General features: G+C 70.5%; 21 protein-coding genes and 2 pseudogenes. 12 read left to right on the top strand and 11 right to left on the bottom strand.

Annotated elements, in window-relative coordinates; all coding sequences use genetic code 11:
• Nucleotides 1-284 precede the first annotated feature (284 nt).
• Together SSP08S_RS64500 and SSP08S_RS64495 are read left to right on the top strand one after the other, a co-directional pair.
• Nucleotides 285-725: pseudogene (locus tag SSP08S_RS64500) on the top strand (LysR family transcriptional regulator); the annotation flags it as partial.
• A 157-nt stretch (nt 726-882) separates the two neighbouring features.
• Nucleotides 883-1,440, top strand: coding sequence for a LysR substrate-binding domain-containing protein (locus SSP08S_RS64495; RefSeq protein WP_369407092.1), 558 nt, complete (start codon nt 883-885; stop codon nt 1,438-1,440).
• Here the strand turns inward: SSP08S_RS64495 and SSP08S_RS14275 are convergent.
• From SSP08S_RS14275 to SSP08S_RS14260, 3 genes are all read right to left on the bottom strand, one after another.
• A complete protein-coding gene (locus SSP08S_RS14275; RefSeq protein WP_019068287.1) occupies nt 1,323-2,456 on the bottom strand; it encodes a T6SS phospholipase effector Tle1-like catalytic domain-containing protein in 1,134 nt (377 codons plus the stop codon). The genes SSP08S_RS64495 and SSP08S_RS14275 overlap by 118 nt on opposite strands.
• A gap of 91 nt (nt 2,457-2,547) precedes the next feature.
• Nucleotides 2,548-3,450, bottom strand: coding sequence for a DUF6424 family protein (locus SSP08S_RS14270; RefSeq protein WP_019068286.1), 903 nt, complete (start codon nt 3,448-3,450; stop codon nt 2,548-2,550).
• A 285-nt stretch (nt 3,451-3,735) separates the two neighbouring features.
• Nucleotides 3,736-3,987: a substrate-binding domain-containing protein gene (locus SSP08S_RS14260; RefSeq protein WP_019068284.1), complete on the bottom strand. Its 252-nt coding sequence runs from the start codon at nt 3,985-3,987 to the stop codon at nt 3,736-3,738.
• On the opposite strand from SSP08S_RS14260, the pseudogene SSP08S_RS63380 reads away from it, so the two are divergent.
• A pseudogene (locus tag SSP08S_RS63380) lies at nt 3,955-4,062 on the top strand (TetR/AcrR family transcriptional regulator); the annotation flags it as partial. The gene SSP08S_RS14260 and the pseudogene SSP08S_RS63380 sit on opposite strands and share 33 nt — an antisense overlap.
• Nucleotides 4,063-4,141: 79 nt before the next feature.
• The gene (locus SSP08S_RS55315) at nt 4,142-4,543 is read left to right on the top strand and encodes a hypothetical protein (protein WP_019068283.1); all 402 of its coding nucleotides are present in this window, start codon (nt 4,142-4,144) and stop codon (nt 4,541-4,543) included.
• A 603-nt stretch (nt 4,544-5,146) separates the two neighbouring features.
• Here the strand turns inward: SSP08S_RS55315 and SSP08S_RS14250 are convergent.
• A complete protein-coding gene (locus SSP08S_RS14250) occupies nt 5,147-5,791 on the bottom strand; it encodes a TetR/AcrR family transcriptional regulator (RefSeq protein ID WP_019068282.1) in 645 nt (214 codons plus the stop codon).
• 56 nt (nt 5,792-5,847) lie between these two features.
• Here SSP08S_RS14250 and SSP08S_RS14245 point away from each other — a divergent pair, with 56 nt between their 5' ends.
• Nucleotides 5,848-6,747, top strand: a complete 900-nt coding sequence (locus tag SSP08S_RS14245; protein ID WP_019068281.1) for an alpha/beta fold hydrolase — start codon at nt 5,848-5,850, stop codon at nt 6,745-6,747.
• A 25-nt stretch (nt 6,748-6,772) separates the two neighbouring features.
• Here SSP08S_RS14245 and SSP08S_RS14240 read toward each other — a convergent pair whose 3' ends face one another.
• Nucleotides 6,773-7,831: a LacI family DNA-binding transcriptional regulator gene (locus tag SSP08S_RS14240; RefSeq protein WP_019068280.1), complete on the bottom strand. Its 1,059-nt coding sequence runs from the start codon at nt 7,829-7,831 to the stop codon at nt 6,773-6,775.
• 148 nt (nt 7,832-7,979) lie between these two features.
• Here SSP08S_RS14240 and SSP08S_RS14235 point away from each other — a divergent pair, with 148 nt between their 5' ends.
• From SSP08S_RS14235 to SSP08S_RS14220, 4 genes are all read left to right on the top strand, one after another.
• Nucleotides 7,980-9,098, top strand: coding sequence for a substrate-binding domain-containing protein (locus SSP08S_RS14235; protein WP_019068279.1), 1,119 nt, complete (start codon nt 7,980-7,982; stop codon nt 9,096-9,098).
• A 99-nt stretch (nt 9,099-9,197) separates the two neighbouring features.
• Nucleotides 9,198-10,232 (top strand): ABC transporter permease, encoded by a 1,035-nt coding sequence (locus SSP08S_RS14230; protein ID WP_019068278.1) that lies wholly within the window; start codon nt 9,198-9,200, stop codon nt 10,230-10,232.
• The gene (locus SSP08S_RS14225) at nt 10,229-11,011 is read left to right on the top strand and encodes an ATP-binding cassette domain-containing protein (RefSeq protein ID WP_019068277.1); all 783 of its coding nucleotides are present in this window, start codon (nt 10,229-10,231) and stop codon (nt 11,009-11,011) included. The genes SSP08S_RS14230 and SSP08S_RS14225 overlap by 4 nt, the downstream gene beginning before the upstream one ends.
• Nucleotides 11,008-12,045, top strand: a complete 1,038-nt coding sequence (locus SSP08S_RS14220) for an aldose 1-epimerase (protein WP_019068276.1) — start codon at nt 11,008-11,010, stop codon at nt 12,043-12,045. The genes SSP08S_RS14225 and SSP08S_RS14220 overlap by 4 nt, the downstream gene beginning before the upstream one ends.
• 7 nt (nt 12,046-12,052) lie before the next feature.
• Here SSP08S_RS14220 and SSP08S_RS14215 read toward each other — a convergent pair whose 3' ends face one another.
• Both SSP08S_RS14215 and SSP08S_RS14210 read right to left on the bottom strand, forming a co-directional pair.
• A complete protein-coding gene (locus SSP08S_RS14215) occupies nt 12,053-13,099 on the bottom strand; it encodes a carbon-nitrogen hydrolase family protein (protein WP_019068275.1) in 1,047 nt (348 codons plus the stop codon).
• A gap of 19 nt (nt 13,100-13,118) precedes the next feature.
• On the bottom strand, nt 13,119-14,138 hold the full coding sequence (locus SSP08S_RS14210) for a phenylacetaldoxime dehydratase family protein (protein WP_019068274.1): 1,020 nt from the start codon (nt 14,136-14,138) through the stop codon (nt 13,119-13,121).
• 208 nt (nt 14,139-14,346) lie between these two features.
• Between SSP08S_RS14210 and SSP08S_RS14205 the strand changes: the two genes are divergently transcribed.
• Entirely contained in the window at nt 14,347-15,315 is a 969-nt protein-coding gene (locus SSP08S_RS14205) for an AraC-like ligand-binding domain-containing protein (protein ID WP_019068273.1), read from the top strand.
• A 68-nt stretch (nt 15,316-15,383) separates the two neighbouring features.
• Here the strand turns inward: SSP08S_RS14205 and SSP08S_RS14200 are convergent, their stop codons facing one another.
• The 4 genes from SSP08S_RS14200 to SSP08S_RS14185 all read right to left on the bottom strand — a co-directional run bounded on the left by SSP08S_RS14200 (nt 15,384) and on the right by SSP08S_RS14185 (nt 18,609).
• The gene (locus SSP08S_RS14200; protein WP_019068272.1) at nt 15,384-15,989 is read right to left on the bottom strand and encodes a TetR/AcrR family transcriptional regulator; all 606 of its coding nucleotides are present in this window, start codon (nt 15,987-15,989) and stop codon (nt 15,384-15,386) included.
• A gap of 183 nt (nt 15,990-16,172) precedes the next feature.
• Nucleotides 16,173-17,027 (bottom strand): alpha/beta fold hydrolase, encoded by an 855-nt coding sequence (locus SSP08S_RS14195; RefSeq protein ID WP_019068271.1) that lies wholly within the window; start codon nt 17,025-17,027, stop codon nt 16,173-16,175.
• 82 nt (nt 17,028-17,109) lie between these two features.
• Nucleotides 17,110-17,856, bottom strand: coding sequence for an SDR family NAD(P)-dependent oxidoreductase (locus SSP08S_RS14190; RefSeq protein ID WP_019068270.1), 747 nt, complete (start codon nt 17,854-17,856; stop codon nt 17,110-17,112).
• 33 nt (nt 17,857-17,889) lie between these two features.
• Nucleotides 17,890-18,609 (bottom strand): SDR family NAD(P)-dependent oxidoreductase, encoded by a 720-nt coding sequence (locus SSP08S_RS14185; protein WP_019068269.1) that lies wholly within the window; start codon nt 18,607-18,609, stop codon nt 17,890-17,892.
• A gap of 211 nt (nt 18,610-18,820) precedes the next feature.
• On the opposite strand from SSP08S_RS14185, the gene SSP08S_RS14180 reads away from it, so the two are divergent.
• Both SSP08S_RS14180 and SSP08S_RS14175 read left to right on the top strand, forming a co-directional pair.
• The gene (locus tag SSP08S_RS14180) at nt 18,821-19,174 is read left to right on the top strand and encodes a VOC family protein (RefSeq protein WP_019068268.1); all 354 of its coding nucleotides are present in this window, start codon (nt 18,821-18,823) and stop codon (nt 19,172-19,174) included.
• A gap of 28 nt (nt 19,175-19,202) precedes the next feature.
• Complete coding sequence (locus SSP08S_RS14175) at nt 19,203-19,577, top strand: DUF427 domain-containing protein (protein WP_019068267.1); 375 nt, start codon at nt 19,203-19,205, stop codon at nt 19,575-19,577.
• The last annotated feature ends 192 nt before the right edge of the window (nt 19,578-19,769 follow it).

Raw genomic sequence — 19,769 nt, 5'->3', positions numbered from 1 at the left:
GTGGCGGCTGATCGACGAACGCGCTCGGCACTGGGCACGAGCGCCGCTTCCGGCAGGACGGGCGACGCCGCGCCACCGATGTTGTGGTCGGCGGTGGGCCCGCCGCCGTGACCACGGAGGACACGCCCTCGGAGTCCACGGTGTTCGCTCCCGCCGGCCTCGGCGAGGGAGTGGACAGAACCGCCGCGCGACAGCAGCATGACGTCCGATCCCTGAGGCCGCGTCGGTGGTCACTCCGTACTGCTCCGGAAGAGGCCACCGACGGCCCTCGATGTGCGGTCAGGATGCTGCGAGGTTCTCGCCCTGACGCTTCTTCAGTCCTGGCAGAGGTCGCCCGCACCGGCACCTGCACGGCCGCGGCCGATGCCCTCGACTACACCCAGCCCGCCGTCAGTTATCAGATGGGGATGCTCGAGCGGTCGGTCGGCGCCCCCTTGGTCACCCGCCGCGGGCGAGGTGTTCAACTCACCCCGGAAGGGCGTGCGTTGGCCCGCCACGCGGAGACGGTACTGGCCGCGCTGCGTACCGCCGAGGACGAACTGGCCGCACTGACCGCCCCCGAGGCCGGCCGAATCCGGCTGTCCGCGATGCAGAGCAGCTGTGTGAGTCTGGTCCCCCGCGCCCTCGGCGCCCTCCGCCGGACCCGTCCGGAGCTGGAGGTCACGGTCACCCAGTCCGAGTGCCGTATCTCGCACGGTCTGCTGCTGGAGGGCGCGGTAGAACTCGCGGTGATGTGCGACCTGGACTTCACGGAGAAGGAGCAGGAGAAAGGCGGGGAGAAGGAAGGAGAGAAGGAGGCGGCACGGGCCGCCGACCGGTCCGACAGCACAGGCGGCGCACCCTACAGCGCCGACGACCCGTCCGTGACCGTGGACCCCCCGCCTGCGCCGCGTCCCGCTGCTCACCGACCGCCGCTGCGTCCTGCTCCCGGCCGACCATCCGGCCGCCGCCTCGCCCACGGTGTCGTTGGCCGAACTCGCGGGCGAGCGCCGGGTGTTGAAGTCCGGCCGTACCCGCTTCCTGGCCGCGTGCCGCGACGCCGGGTTCGTGCCCCGGACAGCGGCCACCGCCGACGACCAACTCACGCTGCACAGCCCTGGTCGCCAACCGCATCGGTCTCGCCGTCATGAACGAACTCGGCGTGACGGCACACTTCGATCCCCGGGCGTGGCCCGCCCCCTCACCGACTGGCCGGTCCGCCGTGTCTTCGCCCTGCTGTGGCCGGACACTTTGCGCATCCCGGCGGCAGCCGCCCTGTTGGGGGCACTGCGGAACTCGGCTCGGCGGACGGCGGCGCCCTGGTGCCGTAGTCAGGAGCCCGGTCAGTCGCAGGCCGGCTTCACCCAGTCGGGGTCCGCCCAGCGGCCGGGGGCGTCCGGTGCGGGCAGGTCCGGACGGTACGTGGGGTCCTGCTCGTGCCGGAGTCCGACGCTCGCGTGAAACACCGCGTCGTCGGGTACGGCGCGCGACCGCCGGCCGACAAGGATCCACAGCGGGCCGTTGTCGTGGACGGGCGCGGAGGCGAAGTCCTCGTTCAGCGCGGTCGCTTCGGCGTATGCACCGGGCCGGAAGTCCAGGCCCTCGACTCCGGCCGCTGTCCCGCACACACCGTCGGTGATCCACTTCAGGGTGATCGTGGAGAGCAGCGGTGCATGTTCCCTGTGGTCGAACGTCCCGCCGACATCGGAGTGCACACCCGCGAACCACACCTCCTCCAGCGTGTTGCGAACCGGCTCCGGTCGCGGGGTGACGAGGAACTCCCGGTAGGGGCGCCGTTTCTCGTCGAGGGACACGGCATGGCGGATGCGGGCGGCGTTGGGGAGTTGGTGGGTGTAGGGCCAGTGGAGGTTGCCGAGGCGGAGGATGCCGGCCGCTTTCACGGTGTCCCAGAGGCCGAGGTAGGCGATGGGCAGGGCGTAGCGCGAGACCTGTTGCCGGTTGTTGAGCTTGACCCTGTTCCACAGCGGCTCGTTCTCGGTGATCCGGCAGAAGGCGTGCGAGAAGCGTGCGACCGCTTCCATGCTCTGGTCGATGTTCTGGTTGAAGGCGTATCTCGCCACGGCGTAGGGGACGAGGTTCTCCGAGCCGGGGCGCATGAGTCCGGGCTTGTTCAGCATCCCGACGAGGGCGCGGGCCGTGTAGGCGCCGCGGCTGAACCCGAAGACGTACACGGAGTCCTCCGGCTGCCAGTGCTGCATCAGGTACGTGTACGCCTCGACGAGGTTGGCCCGCAGCCCCGTTCCGAACGCGAGTCCGCTCGTCCGGGAGAGTCCGCGGCCGAGCGGCCCGCGTGCGGTGGCCGCCGACATGGTCCCGACTCCGGGGTCGTAGTACAGGAGTTGGCGTGCGGGGTCGCCCGCCGCCAGCATCTCGAACAGCTTGACCACGTTGGTCGGGTTCCTGGCACCGACCTGGTTGCCCGTCCCGTCGAGGCAGATGACGATCTTGCGTGGCATGGTCACTCCTCTCCCAACCGGGAGAGCCGGTGTCCCACCGGGAGGCTGGTGTCCCACCGGAAAGCCGGTGCCCAGCCCGGAAGCCGGTGGGCTAACCGGGAGGCCGGTTGTTTCCGCGCCGCGCGCCTGCGACGCGTCGGGCCCGGCCGGTGACCAGCGGACCGTCCGCGGTCGCCGCTCCGGGCGCTATCTGCTGCTCGAACGCCGCGAGAGCCATGGGGCTGTCCGGCGGGAGGACGGCCATCTCACCCTTGCTCTGAGCCTCGGCCAGGGCGTCTCCCGCAGGCGTCCCGTGCCGGGCGTGGACGATGCGTACCCGCCCGTCCCCGGAGCCGCGCCGCCCCATCGGGGTGACACCGGCGTGGGTGCCGTCGGGCAGGGTCACCCACAGCTGGAAGTCGTCGACCTTGATGAAGTCCGCGCCCTTGATCGGCCAGGGGTAGTGGTGCTCGCCGGCCGCCTTGGGCAGGATCCCCTGGTGGTTCTCCTTGGTCAGCGGTACACAGGCGTTGAAGAGGGAGTCGGTCCACGCCGCGACCTCGCCGGCGTCCGTGATCGGGGTGCGCAGGAGACTGGCGGCACGCTTGTATCCGAGGGCCTCCAACGCCGGGAGCGTGAGCGGAAAGGCGTCGATGAGATCGGCGGCCTCCTGCCGCAGCCGGTCGACCTTCGCGGGGTCGGCGCAGAACTGCATGCTCCACTCGATGCCGACCCTGGCCCGGTACATCCGCCAGCCGCCCGCCGCCTTGACCCACAGGCTCCCGCCGTGGTGCATCTCATACGGCCCGGGCCCGTACGGCAGGGCGGCGTCGGCCGCCGTCATCTCCTGGAGGATCTTGCCCGCCGTCGTCTTCGCCGCGCGGAAGTCCGGCGACTCGTCCCGCTTGGGATGCTTGACCAGGCGTATCTTCCAGGGATGGTCGCCCGAGAGGGTGCCGCCCTCCTCGATGACGACGGGAGTCCTGCGCGCTGTCACGGATCCGGCACGGGCCATGGTGGCCTCCCTCTGCTGACCACGGCCCGTGCGCCGCTTGCGCCTCCGAGGGCCGCTGTCTCCATCGTCCCGCGCCACCCCTACGACGTCGACTCGTGGCACTGCTCCACGTTCCTCCCCGCATCGAGCGGGCCCGGGGAGATGGAGGAGATCGCCACCATCCTGCGCTCCACCGGGCTTCCAACCGCCCGGTGTGGGCAGCACGGCCACGACGACCTCAAGGGGTGAGCGGGGTGGCGGCCCCGGTCATGGCCGCCACCCGTCGGTGCGGTCGGTGACGGGCCGTCACCCCGATCGACGCGTGACCGTCGTCGAGTCGCGCACCACCAGCCGGGAGCCGACGCGGATCAGTCGACCGACACCCTCCTCACCGGTGTCGCCGTTGTCGGGGCGGTTGTCGATGCGGCGCAGGAGTTGCTCCGCGGCGAGTTCGCCGAGGTCGCGGGCTCCGTTGTCGACGACGGTGATCGGCGGGTGCCAGTACGGGAACCGGGGAGTCGACCCATGCGCAGTGACACCCAGCGCAACCGCAGGCAACTCATCAAGGCCGCCGCCGAGTTGTTCGAGAACTCGCCGACACCGGTGAGCCTCACCGAGATCGCCAAGCGCGCCGAGGTGTCCACCGCGACGGCCTATCGGCACTTCTCCTCCGTCGAGGACGTCCTGCACGCCTTCCGCGCCCAAGTCGGCTTTGAACTGCGGGGACTTCAGCGCGCAGCAGACCACCCGCGGCAGGCAACGCCTCGAAGCGGTCTCCCGCCACTGGGTGTCACTCGTCCTCGAACACGGCGGCGCGATGGCACAGATGCGCTCGCACCGCGGCTACCTGGAACGGCTGCGTGAGAACACCGGCTACCTCACTCCCCAGGCCGAAGCACTCACCGAACCGCTCCGGCAGACCACCGAGGACCTCGGCCTCGGCGACCTCGGCGACGAGGCCCTGTACCTGTGGAACACGCTGTTCGACCCCCGCGACATCCTCGACCTCATCAAAAGCGGACGCACCGAGGACGAGGCGGCGTCCCGCCTTGTGGCCGCCCTGCGCGGCGCGCTCATCGGCTGGGCCACGGCACCCGACCGGAGGGACGACTGAAACCCGGCCCTTCGCCGCGCAGCAACCGTCGACCTCGGTGGCGGAATCGACCTCACCGCCCTGTCCATGGCCGTCCGCTCCCCTGCCTCAGCGGGGAGCCGCCCCGACCGGTGCCAGGTGCCTCCGGACTCCGTTCACGAAGTGCCCCGGGGCACTCACGCTGCGCAAAACGGCGGATCCGGGTCTGGTCCAGGTGGAGGGCCTCGGCGTCTCCCTGCTCTTCTACGCCGCCCCCCGCTCACGGGAGGCGTGATCGTCGGGAACGCCACGGCGCCGATGCCGCTCCAGGTCAAGGGCCACGCCGGCTGGGAGCTGCCACGGCAGTGGTCGGTCCCCGTCCGTGGAGCCCGTCGTTCCGCCATTTCGGCGTACGCACCTTCACCGCCGGCCTCGACCCCGAGGAGCAGGAGTGGGCTTTCGCCGGCATCGGCCCGCCGGCCCGCTTCCGGCGCCCGGAACGGGAACCGCGCCCGGCATGCCGGCAGCGATCCAGAGCTACAGCGCCCCCGGCCGGCGGATCCGCGCCAAGCCCAAGAAGCCATCTCCTTGGACACGTTGGACAGCCCGTCGCCGGGAGAAGCGTTGAGCGCGGCTTCGCCCACCTCAAGAACTGGCCCGACCTCGCGGAGTCGTTCCCGCCTGTCGCGGCCCCGACGGTTCGGCCGGCCGATTCGGCACAGCCTCCGCATTCCTGGCGGCGGCGGCCGCGACGGTCGCCAGGTCCTCGCCCGAGAAGCCGGCGCGGCTGAGCACCGCCAGGGACTTGTTCGTCGCCAGCGTGCACAACGCCAGCTCCGCCGCCTCCTGTTCACCGGCCCCCGCCGCCCGCAACGCCTCCTCCAGCATCGTCCGCAACCCGTCGATCATGGCGCGGACCATCGCCCGCCCCTCCGCGTCGAGCGCCGGGATCTGCGTCGCCGACACCGTGAGCAGGCAGCCGTCCGGGACCGCCGGGTCGGCGATGCGGTTCAGGGCGACCTGCAGATAGGCGGCCACAACGGCGCCCGGGCCCGGGTGGGGGCCGGACAGTGCCTGCTCGTACTGCGGGTGGTAGGTCTGCGCGTACCGCTGGAGGCTTTTGCGGAAGAGGGCGCTCTTGTCGCCGAAGGTGCCGTAGAGCGAGCCCCGGCCCAGGCCCGTGCCCTCGGTCAGGCGATCGATCGAGGCCTCCGAATAACCCCAGCGCCAGAAGACATGCATCGCACGTCGTAGCGCTTCGTCCACGTCGAACTGCTTGCGGCCTGCCATGGTTCTCAGCCTACACATCTTGTACCGATCGTTCAAAGATGGGTAGGCTCGCCGGCATGACAACCCTGAGTGCGCTGCGACTGCCCGACGGATTCCTCGACGTCTTCACCAGCCGGTTCGTGGAGGTGAACGGGCTACGGCTGCACGCGGTCACCGGCGGGGACGGCCCGGCGCTCCTGCTGATCGGCGGATGGCCCCAGACCTGGTACGCCTGGCGGGAGGTGATGCCCGCGCTCGCCCGCCGGCACACCGTCGTCGCCGTCGACTCACGCGGCGCCGGGCTCTCCGACAAGCCCGACGACGGGTACGACGCCGGCACGCTCGCCGCCGACCTGGTCGCGTTGATGGCCGCGCTCGGGCACGACCGGTACGACGTGGTCGGCCACGACATCGGCACGTGGACCGCATACGCCCTCGCCGCCGATCACCCCGAGCGGGTGGGCCGGCTCGCCATCGTCGAAGCGGTGATCCCCGGTCTCACGCCGTCCCCGCCGTTCTTCGGCCCGGCCGCGGCCAACCTGAGGCTCTGGCAGTTCGGCTTCAACCGGCTCGACGACCTCAACGAGGAACTGGTCCGGGGACGGGAACGGCTCTTCTTCGGCTGGCAGTTCGCCACCAAGGCCGCCACGCCGACCGCGATCCCGGCACACGCCGTAGACGTCTACGTCGACGCGATCACCGCGGATCCTCGCGCGCTGCGGGCGAGCTTCGCGTACTACCGGGCGCTGGACGAGACGATCGCGCAGAACGAGCAGCGCGGGAAGACACGGCTGACGCTGCCGGTGCTCGGCGTCGGCGGCGCGCTGTGGAGCGGCGAGAACGCCGCCCAGACGATGCGGCCGGCGGCCGACGACGTCACGGGGGTCGTCCTCGACGACTGCGGCCACTACCCGGCAGAGGAGCAGCCGGCGCGGTTCGTCGAGATCCTGGAGGACTTCCTCGCGGCCGACCGGTAGCGGGCACGCCACACGGCTGAGGGCTTCAGTCTTGGCGGGGTCCGCCGACCGCGATCTCGCCGGATCCCCGCTCGATCAGCCGGGTCGGAATGGTGACCGCGCGGGTGGGTGACCGGTCGCCGTCCAGTCTGCTGAAGAGCATCTCGGCGGCCGTCCTGCCCAACTGCTCGACGTCCTGGGCGATGACGGAGATCCCGGGGCTGAGGATGTCGGCCAGGGGGAAGTCGTCGAAGCCCACGTGGGCGACGGTGTCCTGCAGACCGAGGGCGCGCAGGGCTCGCACGGCCCCTATGGTGACGAAGTTCTGGCTGGTGAACAGCGCGGTGGGCGGGTTCGGCAGCGCCAGGAGCCGCCGGGTCGCGGCGATCGCGGACTCCTCGCTGGCCCCGGTGTGCCGGACGATCTCGTCGTCGTACTCGATGTGCCCGACTTCCAGGGCGTGGCGGTAGCCGTCGAAACGCTGGGCGGCGGTGGAGATGGTCGCGCGGTCGCCGAGGTAGGCGATGCGGCGGTGGCCGGACTTCAGCAGGTGGTTGACGGCGGTGAGGGCACCCTGCCGGTTGTCGGAGACGACGGTGTCCGCGTCGAGCAGGCTGGGCTCGCGGTCGACGAAGACCATGCAGGTGCCCGAACGCTGCTCGCTGATCAGGTAGCTGTGGTCGCGGCCGGCCGGCACGATCACCAGGCCGTCGACCCGCCGGTCGATGAGCGCCCGCGCCAACTCCCGCTCCCGGGCCGGGTCCTCGTCGAGACTTCCGACCAGCACGAGCACTCCGCGCGCCCGTGCCACGTTCTCGACGGTTCGGCTCAGGGCCGCCGAGAAGGGGTTCGCCGCGTCCTCGACGAGCATCCCGATCGTGGCCGTACGGCCGTCCCCGCGGCGCAGACTGCTGGCGGTCAGGTTGGGCCGGTAGCCCAGTTTGTCGGCCGCCTCGCGCACCCGGGCGGCGATGGCCGGATCGACGGTGGGCACCTCGTTGACCACGCGGGAGACCGTCTTGATGGCTACGCCTGCCAGTGCCGCCACTTCGCGCATGGTGGGGCGGCTGCGGGGGGACGGCGACGGCGGCTCGCCCTGAGTCATCGTTGTCTCCAACTGATTGTGCGTTACCGACTTGTTGCCGACGCATGTTTACCAGTGTCTTGACGCGCTCGTCCATACGGGCTCAGTATCCCGTCGAGTCAACGTTGTCTCAGCGTCGACCAAGGGACGGCTCGAAAGGGATCACGTCATGAACCTCTCCTCCAGCCAGGCGTCGGGCCTCCGCAGTCGGCGCACCCGGGCGGCAGCCATCGGCGTCACCGTCTGCCTCGGCGCCACTCTCGCCGCCTGCGGCTCCTCCGACTCGAGCTCCTCGTCGTCCGGCAGCGGGAAGGTAGGCGTGTCACTGATCCTGAAGACGCTGAGCAACCCGTACTTCGTGAGCATGGAGAAGGACGCCAAGACACAGGCCGCCAAGGACAAGGTGAGCCTCACCGTGGCGGCGGGCACGTCGGACGGCGACACCCAGACCCAGATCACCGCCATCGACAACGCCGTCTCGCGCGGCGACAAGGGCATCCTGATCACCACCAACGGCGACGCGGTGAACACCGCGCTGAAGCGCGCCAAGCAGGCCGGCCTCTTCGTGATCGCCCTGGACACCGCGCCGAACCCGGCGAACGTCGCGGACATCACCTACGCCACCGACAACGAGCAGGCCGGCAAGCTCGACGGCCAGTACGCGGCGGCCGCCCTGGACGGCAAGCCCGCGGTCATCGCCATGCTCGACCTGTTCAACAACCAGGTCGTCTCGGTGGACATCGACCGCGACCACGGCTTCCTCGAGGGCATGGGCATCGACCCGGGCAGCAAGACCGAGAACGGCAAGGAGGCCAAGACCGGGAAGTACACCGCAGGCAAGGGCGGCACGTACACGGTCGCCTGCCACCAGCCCACCCAGGGCGCCATCGACGGCGGACGCACCGCGATGGAGAACTGCCTCTCGGCCAACCCGGACATCAACGTGGTCTACGCGATCAACGAGCCGGCGGGCGAGGGCGCGTACAACGCGCTGAAGGCGGCCAACAAGGAGAAGAGCGTCGCGATCTACGCCATCGACGGCAGCTGCGCGGGCCTGAAGAACGTCACCAGCGGCGAGTTCGCCGCCGACGCCGTGCAGTACCCGGGCAAGATGGCGGCCCTCGGCGTCAGCTCCATCGCGAAACTGGCCCGCGGCGGCAGCAAGCCCAGCGTCACCAACGGCAAGTCGTTCTACGACACCGGCACCGCGCTGGTCGCCGCCAAGGCCATCGGAGGTCTGACGGTCCAGTCCCCGACGCAGGCCGCTTCCGCCTGCTGGGGCAGCTGACCCGGTCGGCCCGGTGCGCCGCCGGTCCGGCACTGGCGGCGCACCCGTACCACACGCGCCCACAAGCCCGCACGAGGGACAGAACCGGAAGGACCCCCTGTGACCACCCACGTGGACAGTGAAGCGACACCGGCGCCGGCGGAGGACTTCCTCAACCGGCCCGCCACGCCGGCCCAGCGCATCCAGTCGGTGCTGCACCGTCAGCCGGCACTGAGCCCGGCGATCGTCCTGGTGCTCGCCGCCATCGTGTTCTCCCTCATCAACGACCGCTTCTACGCCTTGCAGAACCTGTCGCTCGTCGCCCAACAGGTGGCCGTCATCGGCTCGTTGGCCGTCGGCCAGACCGTCATCATCCTCACGGCCGGCATCGACCTGTCCATCGGCGCGGTCATGGTGCTGGCCTCGCTGCTGATGTCGAAGCTCGTCGCGGACAACCACCTGCCGGGCGTGCTCGCCCTGCTCGCGGGAGCGGCCGTAGCCATCGCCGCGCAAGCAGTCAACGGACTGCTGGTGACCAGGATCAAGCTGCCACCGTTCATCGTCACGCTCGGCACCCTCAGCATCTTCACCGCGATCACGCTCATCTACGCCAAGGGCCAGACCGTCTCGCTGGACCCGGGCAACATCCTCATGTGGAGCGCGGACACGGTCTCCATCGGGCAGTTGAACCTGACCACCGGCGTCCTGCTCATGATCGCCCTGTACGCGGTGGTCGGCTACGCGCTGCGCTACACCGCCTGGGGCCGTCACCTGTACGCCGTGGGCGACGACATCGAGGCCGCCCGCCTGGCCGGCATCTCCGTCAACCGGGTGCTGCTGAGCGCCTACCTGGTCGGTGGTTTCGCCATCGCGGTGGGCGCCTGGATCCTGGTCGGCCGGGTCGGCGGCGGCGACCCGAACAGCGGTCTCAACGCCAACCTGCAGTCCATCACCGCCGTCGTCATCGGCGGGACCAGTCTGTTCGGCGGACGCGGTGTGGTGCTCGGCTCGCTGATCGGCGCGCTCATCGTCCAGGTCTTCGTCAACGGTCTGGCACTGGCCGGCATCGACCCCAACTACCAAGTCCTGACAGTCGGCGTGCTGGTGATCGCGGCTGTCTCCGTCGACCAGTGGATCCGGAGTGTGAAGTCGTGACGACCCCCACCGCCCCCGTTCTCGAAGCCAAGGGCCTGGTCAAGGTCTTCGGCCGGGTCGTCGGCCTGAACGACGTCGACCTCACTCTCTACCCCGGCGAGGTCCTCGCCGTCATCGGCGACAACGGCGCCGGCAAGTCCACCCTGATCAAGTGCCTCTCCGGGGCGCTCGTCCCCGACCGGGGCAGCATCCTGGTCGACGGCTCCGAGGTGAACTTCAAACGGCCGCAGGACGCCCGCGAGGCCGGCATCGAGACGGTCTACCAGACCCTCGCCGTGGCCCCGGCGCTGGACATCGCCAGCAACCTCTTCCTCGCCCGCGAGATCCGCCGCAAGGGTGTGCTCGGCTCGGTGTTCCGCATGCTCGACACCGGCGAGATGAAGCGTCAGGCGTCCGACCACATCAAGCGGCTGGGCATCAGCACCCTGCAGAACATCAACCAGGCCGTGGAGACGCTCTCCGGCGGCCAGCGCCAGTCGGTGGCCGTCGCCCGCGCGGGCGCCTTCGGCGGCCGGGTCGTCATCCTCGACGAGCCCACCGCCGCGCTGGGCGTCCGGGAGACCGGCCAGGTGCTCAGGCTCGTCCGCGACCTGCGCGACCAGGGCCTCGGCATCATCCTGATCAGCCACAACATGCCCAACGTCTTCGACGTCGCCGACCGCATCCACATCCAGCGCCTCGGCGGCTGCGCCGGAGTCATCACCCCGCAGTCGCACTCCATGGAGGACGCGGTGGCCATCATGACGGGCGCGAAGAAGCTCGTCCCGGAAGCCGGGTGACAGGCAGGGGCGGTGGCGCCACGGCCGACACGTTCCGGATCGCCGAGGGCCACCTCGGCGACGAACCCACCGTGACGGTCTCCGCGCCGGACGGTGCCGTGCGCGCCGTCCTCGCCCTGCGCGGGGCGACGCTGCTGAGCTGGCAGATCGGAAGCGGAACGGCCGGGCAGCTCACGGAACTGACGGACGGCTACCGCGACGAGCTCGAACTGCGGTCGCAGGACGGCGTACGGGCGGGCCTGCTCGCCCCGTTCCCCAACCGTGTCGCCGACGGCCGCTACCACCACGGCGGCCGTGACCACGACCTGCTGCCCGGCCGCGTCGGGGACCGCACGGTCTACCACGGCTTCGCGCGTGAAGCGCCGTTCCGGCTCGTCGCGGCCACCATGACGCCCGACTCGGCACGACTGCTGCTGCGCAGCACGAGCATCAGGCCGGGCCGGTACCCCGGCTACCCGTTCGCGCTGGACCTCGACGTGGAGTACACGATCGGCCGCCGCGACCTGGGCGTCGAGATCCGGGCGACGAACGTGGGAGAGACCACCGCTCCCTACGCGGCGGGCTGGCACCCGTACTTCACCCTCTCCCGCCCCATCGACGACCTGGTCCTGCAGATCCCCGCCCACACCCTGATCCGTACCGACGCCTCCCTCATCCCCCTGCGCGGAAAGGACGCCCTGCTGCCCCTCGACCGCTGCCCCGACATGGACTTCCGCACGCCCAGGAAGCTCGGCGACGCCGTCATCGACGCCTGCTTCGCGGACCTGGCCCCCGGACCCGGCGGCAGGACCGAGACAGTACTGAGCGACCCTGCGTCGGGAGCCGAACTACGGGTGTGGCAGTACGGCGGCTACCTGCACGTCTTCACCGGCGACACCCTGGCCCGCGACCGGCGCGGGTCCATCGCGCTGGAGCCCGTCGAGGTACCCACGGACGCGTTCAACCGCCCGGAACTCGCCACCGCCCTGTCACTGGAGCCGGGCCGGCGGCGGGAGTTCCGTTTCGGGGTCGGGTACTTGCCCTCGACGCACTGAGCCGGCGTCAGCCGACCGCTGTCACCTCCGCCTCTCGCTCCGGCTCCGTGATGATCGCCTCGGCGTCATCGAAGTGCTCGGCCGGTGGGCCGCCGTAGGTGGCGTACTCCACCGGGCGTCGCTCGGCGCGGTTGAGGAGGAGCCGGGTGACGTCGGGGCGGGCGTAGTGCCCGACCGGGTCGGCGGCGGCCTTGGCGAACGGGATCGCGGTCAGGTCGATGTCGGCGTACAGGATGCCCTCGGCGTCCTCGGGCAGCGGATCGGCCAGCGGGCGGCCGTCGGGACCGTAGATCCGGGCGAACCCGCCGCCGCGTTGCAGCAGTTGCTGCTTGACAGGGGTGTCGCAGAACAGCTCGATGGCCGCCTCGCCGACCACGGCGCACGGGGCGAGGACGAAGACCTGGCCCTCGGCGGCGTAGATCTGCGAGGCGGCGGTGTTGACCTCCGGGCCGAGCGCGTAGGCCGCCCCCTTGTACACGGAGAAGCTCGGCCAGGCGGCCACGTGCACCTGCTCGTGCTGGCTGAACATGGCGTATTTGGAGAGCGGTTGGAGGTGTTCCCAGCAGCACAGGGCACCGACGCGGCCGAGTTCGGTGTCGTGGACCACCAGGTCGGAGCCGTCGCCCTCCCCGAACATGGTGCGTTCCACGTGGGTGGGCTTGAGTTTGCGGCGGGCGCCGACGAGCTTGCCGTCGGCGGAGATGACCGCCTGCCCCATGTACAGGCTGCCGCCGCCGCGTTCGCTGAATCCGAGGGCCACCGCGATGGAGTTCGTACGTGCGGCGTCGAGGAGGCGCCGGAAGCGCGGGCCGTCCAGGGTGAGGGAGTTCTCGTGGTAGCGCCCGACGAACTGCATGCCGGCGGCCGGGGAGTCCAGCCACAGCCACCAGGGGTAGCCGGGGACGAAGGTCTCGGGGAAGGCGATGAGTTGGGCCCCCGCACGGGCGGCCTCCTCGATCAGGCCGATGCTCTTGTCGATCGTGGCGTCGGCGTCGAGCCATACCGGCTCGGCCTGGACGGCGGCCGCCTTGAAGGCCCCTGTGTACTCGACCATGGTCAACTCTCCTCTGTCGTCAGGTGGTTGGGGACAGCGGCAGAAAGCCGGTGCGCGGGTCGCAGTTGACGTACTCGGCGGTCACCGAGCCGCTCGGCAGTACGGAGACCTCGTGCCAGAACGCGACGTCCAGCGGACCTTCCCCGCCGCCGACCATCCGGAAGAAGCTGGCGTAGATGTCCAGGTGCGTGCGGTGCGACCGGCACCAGGTCATCAGGTGTTCGAGCGAGGCGAACCAGGCGATGGTGCAGGCGCGGTCGAGCGGCGCGCCGTCGGCGGCCTCCTCGGTGAGGTTGCGGGCGGCGATACAGCCGGATCCGGCGTTCTCCGCCAGGAAGTCGACGCCCCGGTCCTTGACCGGCTTGACGTCGGCCAGGTACGTCTCGCGGTAGAGCGTGCTGGCCGACCAGTCCTGCGCGGTGCGGATCAGCGCCACGTTTCCCGGCACGTCGACGCTGATACGGCGGCCACGGGTCTCCCGGGTCCCGGGATCCTGCGGTTCGAAAACCGGCAGCTCGGGCTCCAGCGCCTCGGTGGCCGACGCCTCGATGCGGTCGCGGGCGGCGCCCCAGTAGTCGTGCACCTGGGTCTCGGGGAGTCCGAGGGCGCCGGACTGCGAAAGACCGCTGGTCGCGTAGTCCTCACGGCGGTGGGTGTGCAGTGTCTCGTTCCGCTCGACGGGGATGACCGACTCTTCGCGCCAGTGCCCGACCGGACCCAGCGCGGGGAGGCCGTCCCAGGCGGCGCGGACGGTTTCCGACTCCCGCCAGCGCCGGTGGCGGCTCGGGTCGTACCAGTACGCCAGCAACGCCACGTTGTGCGCTCCGGCGGTGTCGTGGAACGATCCGCGGTCGACCAGGTCCGGCCCGTCCGGCCCGGTGAACAGCGCGGCGAGGCCCGCCGCGCCCTTCTCGGCCTCCTCCCGGGACGGCGCCTGGCAGCCGTACTGCGCGAAGACGAAGGCGTCCGTGCCCTGCGGGAACCGGGCGCTGTAGGCGGTGAAGCGAGGGGTGTGCCCCGGTGGGGCCGTTCTCGGCATGGCGCGCTCCTTCGACGAACTGTCCGTGACCCGAAGCGTGATCCGCCCGACGGCCGCGACTTGACCGTCAGCGCACCGGAACTTGCCCGAGAGGGAACTCGCGCCTTCGCGGGCCGGTGGGTCACAAAACCGATACGCGCACGTGACCCCGGAGAAGCGCTGGGCGAGGCTATATAGGACGAGCACGTCGGTCACCGGTGGAGGCGCCGTGAGCCTTGTCCTTTCCACGGACTCCGTGCCCGCGGGCGAGCGGCGGGCCTACTGGCACGATGCCGTCTGGCGCACGTTCGTGCCCCTGGACGTCTCCACCCCGAAGACCCCCTCGGACGCGCCCTTCTCCGGAGCGGTCAGGACCGACCGCCTCGGCCACCTCCAGATCTCCACCGTGGACGCCGACCCGGAGCGGGTCTTCCGTACTCCGAGGCTGATCGCCCGGGACAGCGCCGAGTACATGCTCATCGGCCTCCAGGGGTACGGCCCCGCCGTCATCACCCAGGACGGCCGGGACGCCGTCCTGCGGCCGGGCGACTTCGCCTTCTACGACACGACCCGGCCGTACACGCTGAGCTTCCCCGACCGCTTCCAGATGAAGGTCTTCCAGCTGCCGCGCCAGGCGCTCGGGCTCCGGGAGTCCGACCTGCGGCGCATCACCGGCATCACCCTCCGCGGCGACGAGGGACCGGCCGCCCTGGTGGCACCCTTCCTGGCCGGTCTCGCCGCCGGAGCCACTGCTTGCCGCCCTCCGGTCGGCGAAATGCTCGCGCGCAACGCCGTGGACCTGCTCACCACCCTCATCGCCGAGCACCTCGGCCGGGACACCGCCGACACGGACGCCGCCCACCGCGCACTGCTGGTGCGCATCCGGTCCTTCATCGACCACCACCTCGCCGATCCCGACCTCTCGCCGGAATCGATCGCCGCCGCCCACCGGATCTCCGTGCGCTACCTGCACCGGCTCTTCCAGGACGAGGGCCCCACCGTCAGCCGCTGGATCCAGCACCGCCGCCTGGAGGAGTGCCGGCGCGAGCTGAGCCGCCCCGGCCGCATGAGCCCGACCGTGTCCGCCGTCGCGCACCGCTGGGGCTTCGCCAACCCCGCGCACTTCAGCAGGGTGTTCCGGGCGGCGTACGGGATGTCCCCGCGCGCATGGCAGGCCAGGACCGACGACGGCGCCTGATACGCGCCGGGGGCCGTCACCACCGCCGCGATGTCAGTCGTCGGCGAGGGCTTCGGTGTCTCACCCGGTCACTGCCCGGCGTCGCCCGGTTCCTTGTTCTTGACCGCGGCGTCGAACAGCGCTGCGGCTGCCGCGCGGGCGGTCGTTGCCGCGGACGGGTCGCGGTCCATCCGGGCCGAGATCCCGGCGCCGTCGTACAGCAGATGGAGCTGGCGTGCCAGCTCTTCGGGATCGGCGACGCCGGCCTCCCGCGCCAGGTCCGTGAACAGGGTCCGGACCCAGAGGCGGTACCGGTCGGCGGCGCCCTCGACAGGGCTGCCGGGTCGTACCTCCGCGCTGGCCGTCATGTGCGCGCAGCCGTTGAAGCCGGGCTCGGTGAACAGCTGGCCCTGCCCGTCGAAGACGCCGAGCAGCCGCTCGCGCGGCGTCCGGAACCGGGTCAGGACACGCTCGATCTGCTCACGGGTGCGGTCGTGGCGGGCGTCGAGGTACGCCTGCACGAGCTCCTCCTTGCTGCCGAACAGGTTGTAGAGCGATGCCTTGGCCACGCCGGCCTTCTGCACGATGCGGTCGATGCCCACCGTCTGCACGCCCTCGCTGTAGAACAGCTCGTCGGCGGCGGCCAGCAGACGTTCACGCACGGACGGCTTCGAGGCGGTGGCCTTGGTGGGCATGGTCACTTCCTTCTTTCAGACTGACGGTCCAGTCTACGACTCCCTGCGGAGGGCCCGTTCGCCTCCCACCCCGTGCAACAAAGCCAGACAGACCTGTCTTCCCGCGCTACAGGGCAGAGGCCGTCACCGTGCTGCGGTGACCGCCTCTGCTCGTGCGGGGCCTTCTATGTCGCCGGTGAGGTCCTATCGGTCGAGGAAGAGCTTCGTGTGGGTGACGAACCGCTCGGGGTACTGGAAGTGGGCTCCGTGGTTGGCGTCCGGGTAGAGGATCAGCTCGGCGTCCGGGAGGAACTGCTGGAGGATGTACGAGTTGATCGTGGGGATGACGATGTCGTCGGTGCCGTTGACCACCAGGACCGGGATCGTGATGTTCTTCAGGACCGCGTACGCGGGGTCCTTCGTGGCGCCGTAGGTGTGGATCGCGGCGCCCTGGCCGGCGTAGACCTGCTCGCCGAACGGGGAGTCGTCGCGGTCCTTGCGGGCCACGATCCGCTCGACGTAGGCGCGGCCCAGCTTCTGGCTGGTCTGCGTCGGGGCGAACAGGACCGGCAGCCACATGTCTTCCTGCCGGGGCAGCTTGACGGTGAACAGGGCGGCGGTCTCCGCCGACGTCTCGCCGATGCCCACGCCACCGCGCGGGCCGGTGCCGACCAGGACGAGCCTGCGGGCCAAGTCGGGGCGCTGGATGGCGACCTGCTGGGCGACCAGGCCGCCCATGGAGTGGCCGACGAGGTCCACTCTCGTCAGCCCGAGGGCGTCGACGAAGATGCCCGCGTCGGTGGCCATCTGCTCGACGGTGTCCGGGACGAGGCCGCTGGTGGAGGCGACTCCGGTGTTGTTGAACAGGATGACCTCGCGGTCGGCGGCGAATCCGTCGCTGATCGCCGGGTCGTGGTCGTCGAGGTTGCCGATGAAGTGCTGGAAGAAGACGACGGGGGTCCGGCCTGCGGCCGCGTTGCCGAAGCGGCGGTAGGCGAAACGGATGCCGCCGGCCTCGGCGAACCGGGTGGGGGCGGTGTCGTGGGTGTGGTCGGTCATGGTGGCGCTTCTCCTCGGATCAGCGTGTGGAGGCGGGGCGGTGGGCCGTCCGGGCACGCAGGGGTTCTGCGTCGGGAGCGGCTCAGTTGGCGCTGTGGCCGCCGTCGGCGTTGAGGATGTGGCCGGTGATGAACGACGCCTCGTCGGAGGCGATGAACACGATCGCGGCGGCGACCTCCTCCGACAGGCCGAGGCGGGCCAGCGGAACCTCGCTCACCAGGGCCGCCTTGTTCTGCGGCGTGCCGGTGAAGCGGGTCAGCATGCCGGTGTCCGTCGGCCCCGGAGCCACGCCGTTGACCCGGATTCCCGAGGCGGCGACCTCCAGGGCCACCGACTTGGTGATGCCTTCGACGGCGTGCTTGCTGCCGACGTAGACCGAGGCCCCGGCGGCGCCCTCGTGGCCGTAGGTCGAGGAGATGTTGACGATGCTGCCGCTGCCCTGTTCCTGCATGACGCGGACCTGGTGCTTCATGCTCAGGAGCACGCCCAGGACGTTCGTGTCGAACGTCGCGTTGTACGTCTCCGCGCTCTGGTCGGTGATCGGGCTGGGCCGGCCTTCGGTGCCGGCGTTGTTCACCGCGACGTCGAGCCGGCCGAACCGTGCGACGGTCTCGTCGACCATGGCGCGCACCTCGTCCTCGTTGCGGACGTCGGCGTTGACGAACTCGGCCCACGAGCCGAGCCCGCGCAGTTCCTCGACCAGCGCCTTGCCCGCCTCGTCACGGCGGCCGGCGACGACCACGTTCGCGCCCTGCTTGGCGAAGGCGACGGCGGCCGCGCGGCCGATGCCGGTGAGCGCGCCGGTGATCAGTACGACGGGGTTGTCCATTGCTGTGCTCGGTTTCTGTAGGTGTGGTGGCGGTCAGACGGCGGTGCGTCCGCCGTCGGCGGGGACGACGGCGCCGGTGACATAGCGAGCGGCCGGCGAGGCCAGGAACGCGATGACGTCGGCGATCTCCTCGCCTTCCGCGGCGCGGGCCAGGAGGGTGGTCGTGCCCAGGGCCGTGATGTTCTCCCTGTCGGAGCCGCCGGTGTAGACGGGTCCGGGGGCGATGGTGTTGATCCGCACACCGCGCGGGCTGTACTCGGCGGCCCAGGAACGGGTCAGCGAGGTGAGTGCGGCCTTGGTGGCGCTGTAGGCGGCGCCGCCTGCCAGGCCGATCTGCCCGGCCATGCTGCCCAGGTTGATCACGACGCCCTCGCCGCGCTCGGCCATCGCCGGCGCGATGACGGCCGTGAGGTAGTAGGCGCTGCGCACGTTGGCGTCGAACAGCGCGTCGAATGTGTCGGGCTCCAGGTCCGCGGTGGGCCTGAACCAGGAGAACCCGGCGTTGTTGACGAGGACGTCGACGCCCTTGGCCGCGGCCCCCAGCTGCATGATCGCGCGGACGTCGGTGAGGTCGGCGGCGAGGAACTCGGCGCTGCCGCCTGCCCCCTCGATCTCCTTGACCACCGCGGCCCCGCGGTCCGCGTCGCGGCCGTGGACCAGGACCTTGAATCCGTCCCGGGCGAGCTTCAGCGCCGCGGCCCGGCCGATCCCGGACGTCGCGCCTGTGACCAGGGCTGTATGTGTGTCGGTCATGGCCGCACTTCCTTCTGAGTGAGTAGACCGGTCTGTCTGCTCTCGTGAATGAGCTAAACAGACCTGTCTGGTCTCGTCAACTCCACCACGGAAGATCTCCTGCCAGGCGCCTCTATCGATGGCGTTTGACGTGCACCAGAGGCGGCATCTACGGTTGCGACACTGCACAGACAGACTGGTCTAATCAATCCGCAGGTTTGAGGAGTGGAGCATGAGTACGACCTTCTTCGGCGTGTCCTTCGACGCCACCGACGCCGCACGCGCCGCGCAGTTCTGGGCCGCTGTCCTGGACCGCAAGGTCGCCGACGGGGCCGACGAGCACGATGCCGTCGTGGAGGCCGGCGACCCCGCCGGCGGACCGCGGCTGGCCTTCCACCAGGTACCCGAGGCCAAGAGCGTCAAGAACCGGTTCCACCCGGATCTGATCACCGGCGACTACGAGGGCGAGACCGAGCGCCTGATCGCCCTCGGGGCGACCAGGCTCCACGACGTCGTACACGGCGGTGCCCGGTGGACCACGTTCGCCGATGTCGAGGGCAACGAGTTCGACCTCATCGCCGGCTGAACCACCCACAGGACAAAGGAAGATGACGATGACGACACGGCAACCCAAGATCCCCGGACCCGACCACCCGATCACCATCGAGGCCACCGGCGTGCGCGTGGTGGCCCGCGTCGGCACACATGTCGTCGCCGACACCGCGCGGGCCCTGACACTGCGCGAGGCCAACTACCCGCCGGTGCACTACATCCCGCTCGACGACGTCGACCGGACCCTGCTCACGGACAGCGCCACCCGCACGTACTGCCCCTACAAGGGCGACGCGTCGTACTACAGCCTCACCCTCGCCGACGGCGTGCGGGCCGACGCCGTGTGGTTCTACCCCGAGCCGTACGACGCCGTCGCGGACATCGCCGGTCACGTCGCCTTCTACACGGACCAGGTGGACGTCCGGGCCGACGCCTGACAGCCGCGGGAGGAGGTCGCGGGCCTCCTCCCGCCGGTCCGGGCGTCAGCACCCGCCCGCGATCAGGGCCACTGCTCCGGGAACCGGTCGGAGGGTGTACGACCGGTGACGATATGCTCATGGGATGGGCCGGAATCGCCGTCATGCCGTCGTCCGGACTGTCGGAGGACGGGAGACGAAGCCGGTCATGCC

Origin of the sequence: Streptomyces hokutonensis, from assembly GCF_000376565.1 — a bacterium.
GTDB classification, from domain to species: Bacteria; Actinomycetota; Actinomycetes; order Streptomycetales; family Streptomycetaceae; genus Streptomyces; species Streptomyces hokutonensis.
The sequence above is the reverse complement of the archived record's forward strand: the minus strand, read 5'-3'. Positions and strand labels throughout refer to the sequence as shown.

Excerpts from the sequence above, each read along its gene's own strand:
- SSP08S_RS14275 (WP_019068287.1), bottom strand. The coding sequence starts at position 2,456 with ATGCCACGCAAGATCGTCATCTGCCTCGACGGGACGGGCAACCAGGTC.
- SSP08S_RS14270 (WP_019068286.1), bottom strand. The coding sequence starts at position 3,450 with ATGGCCCGTGCCGGATCCGTGACAGCGCGCAGGACTCCCGTCGTCATC.
- SSP08S_RS14250 (WP_019068282.1), bottom strand. The coding sequence starts at position 5,791 with ATGGCAGGCCGCAAGCAGTTCGACGTGGACGAAGCGCTACGACGTGCG.
- SSP08S_RS14245 (WP_019068281.1), top strand. The coding sequence starts at position 5,848 with ATGACAACCCTGAGTGCGCTGCGACTGCCCGACGGATTCCTCGACGTC.
- SSP08S_RS14240 (WP_019068280.1), bottom strand. The coding sequence starts at position 7,831 with ATGACTCAGGGCGAGCCGCCGTCGCCGTCCCCCCGCAGCCGCCCCACC.
- SSP08S_RS14235 (WP_019068279.1), top strand. The coding sequence starts at position 7,980 with ATGAACCTCTCCTCCAGCCAGGCGTCGGGCCTCCGCAGTCGGCGCACC.
- SSP08S_RS14215 (WP_019068275.1), bottom strand. The coding sequence starts at position 13,099 with ATGGTCGAGTACACAGGGGCCTTCAAGGCGGCCGCCGTCCAGGCCGAG.
- SSP08S_RS14210 (WP_019068274.1), bottom strand. The coding sequence starts at position 14,138 with ATGCCGAGAACGGCCCCACCGGGGCACACCCCTCGCTTCACCGCCTAC.
- SSP08S_RS14200 (WP_019068272.1), bottom strand. The coding sequence starts at position 15,989 with ATGCCCACCAAGGCCACCGCCTCGAAGCCGTCCGTGCGTGAACGTCTG.
- SSP08S_RS14195 (WP_019068271.1), bottom strand. The coding sequence starts at position 17,027 with ATGACCGACCACACCCACGACACCGCCCCCACCCGGTTCGCCGAGGCC.
- SSP08S_RS14190 (WP_019068270.1), bottom strand. The coding sequence starts at position 17,856 with ATGGACAACCCCGTCGTACTGATCACCGGCGCGCTCACCGGCATCGGC.
- SSP08S_RS14185 (WP_019068269.1), bottom strand. The coding sequence starts at position 18,609 with ATGACCGACACACATACAGCCCTGGTCACAGGCGCGACGTCCGGGATC.
- SSP08S_RS14180 (WP_019068268.1), top strand. The coding sequence starts at position 18,821 with ATGAGTACGACCTTCTTCGGCGTGTCCTTCGACGCCACCGACGCCGCA.
- SSP08S_RS14175 (WP_019068267.1), top strand. The coding sequence starts at position 19,203 with ATGACGACACGGCAACCCAAGATCCCCGGACCCGACCACCCGATCACC.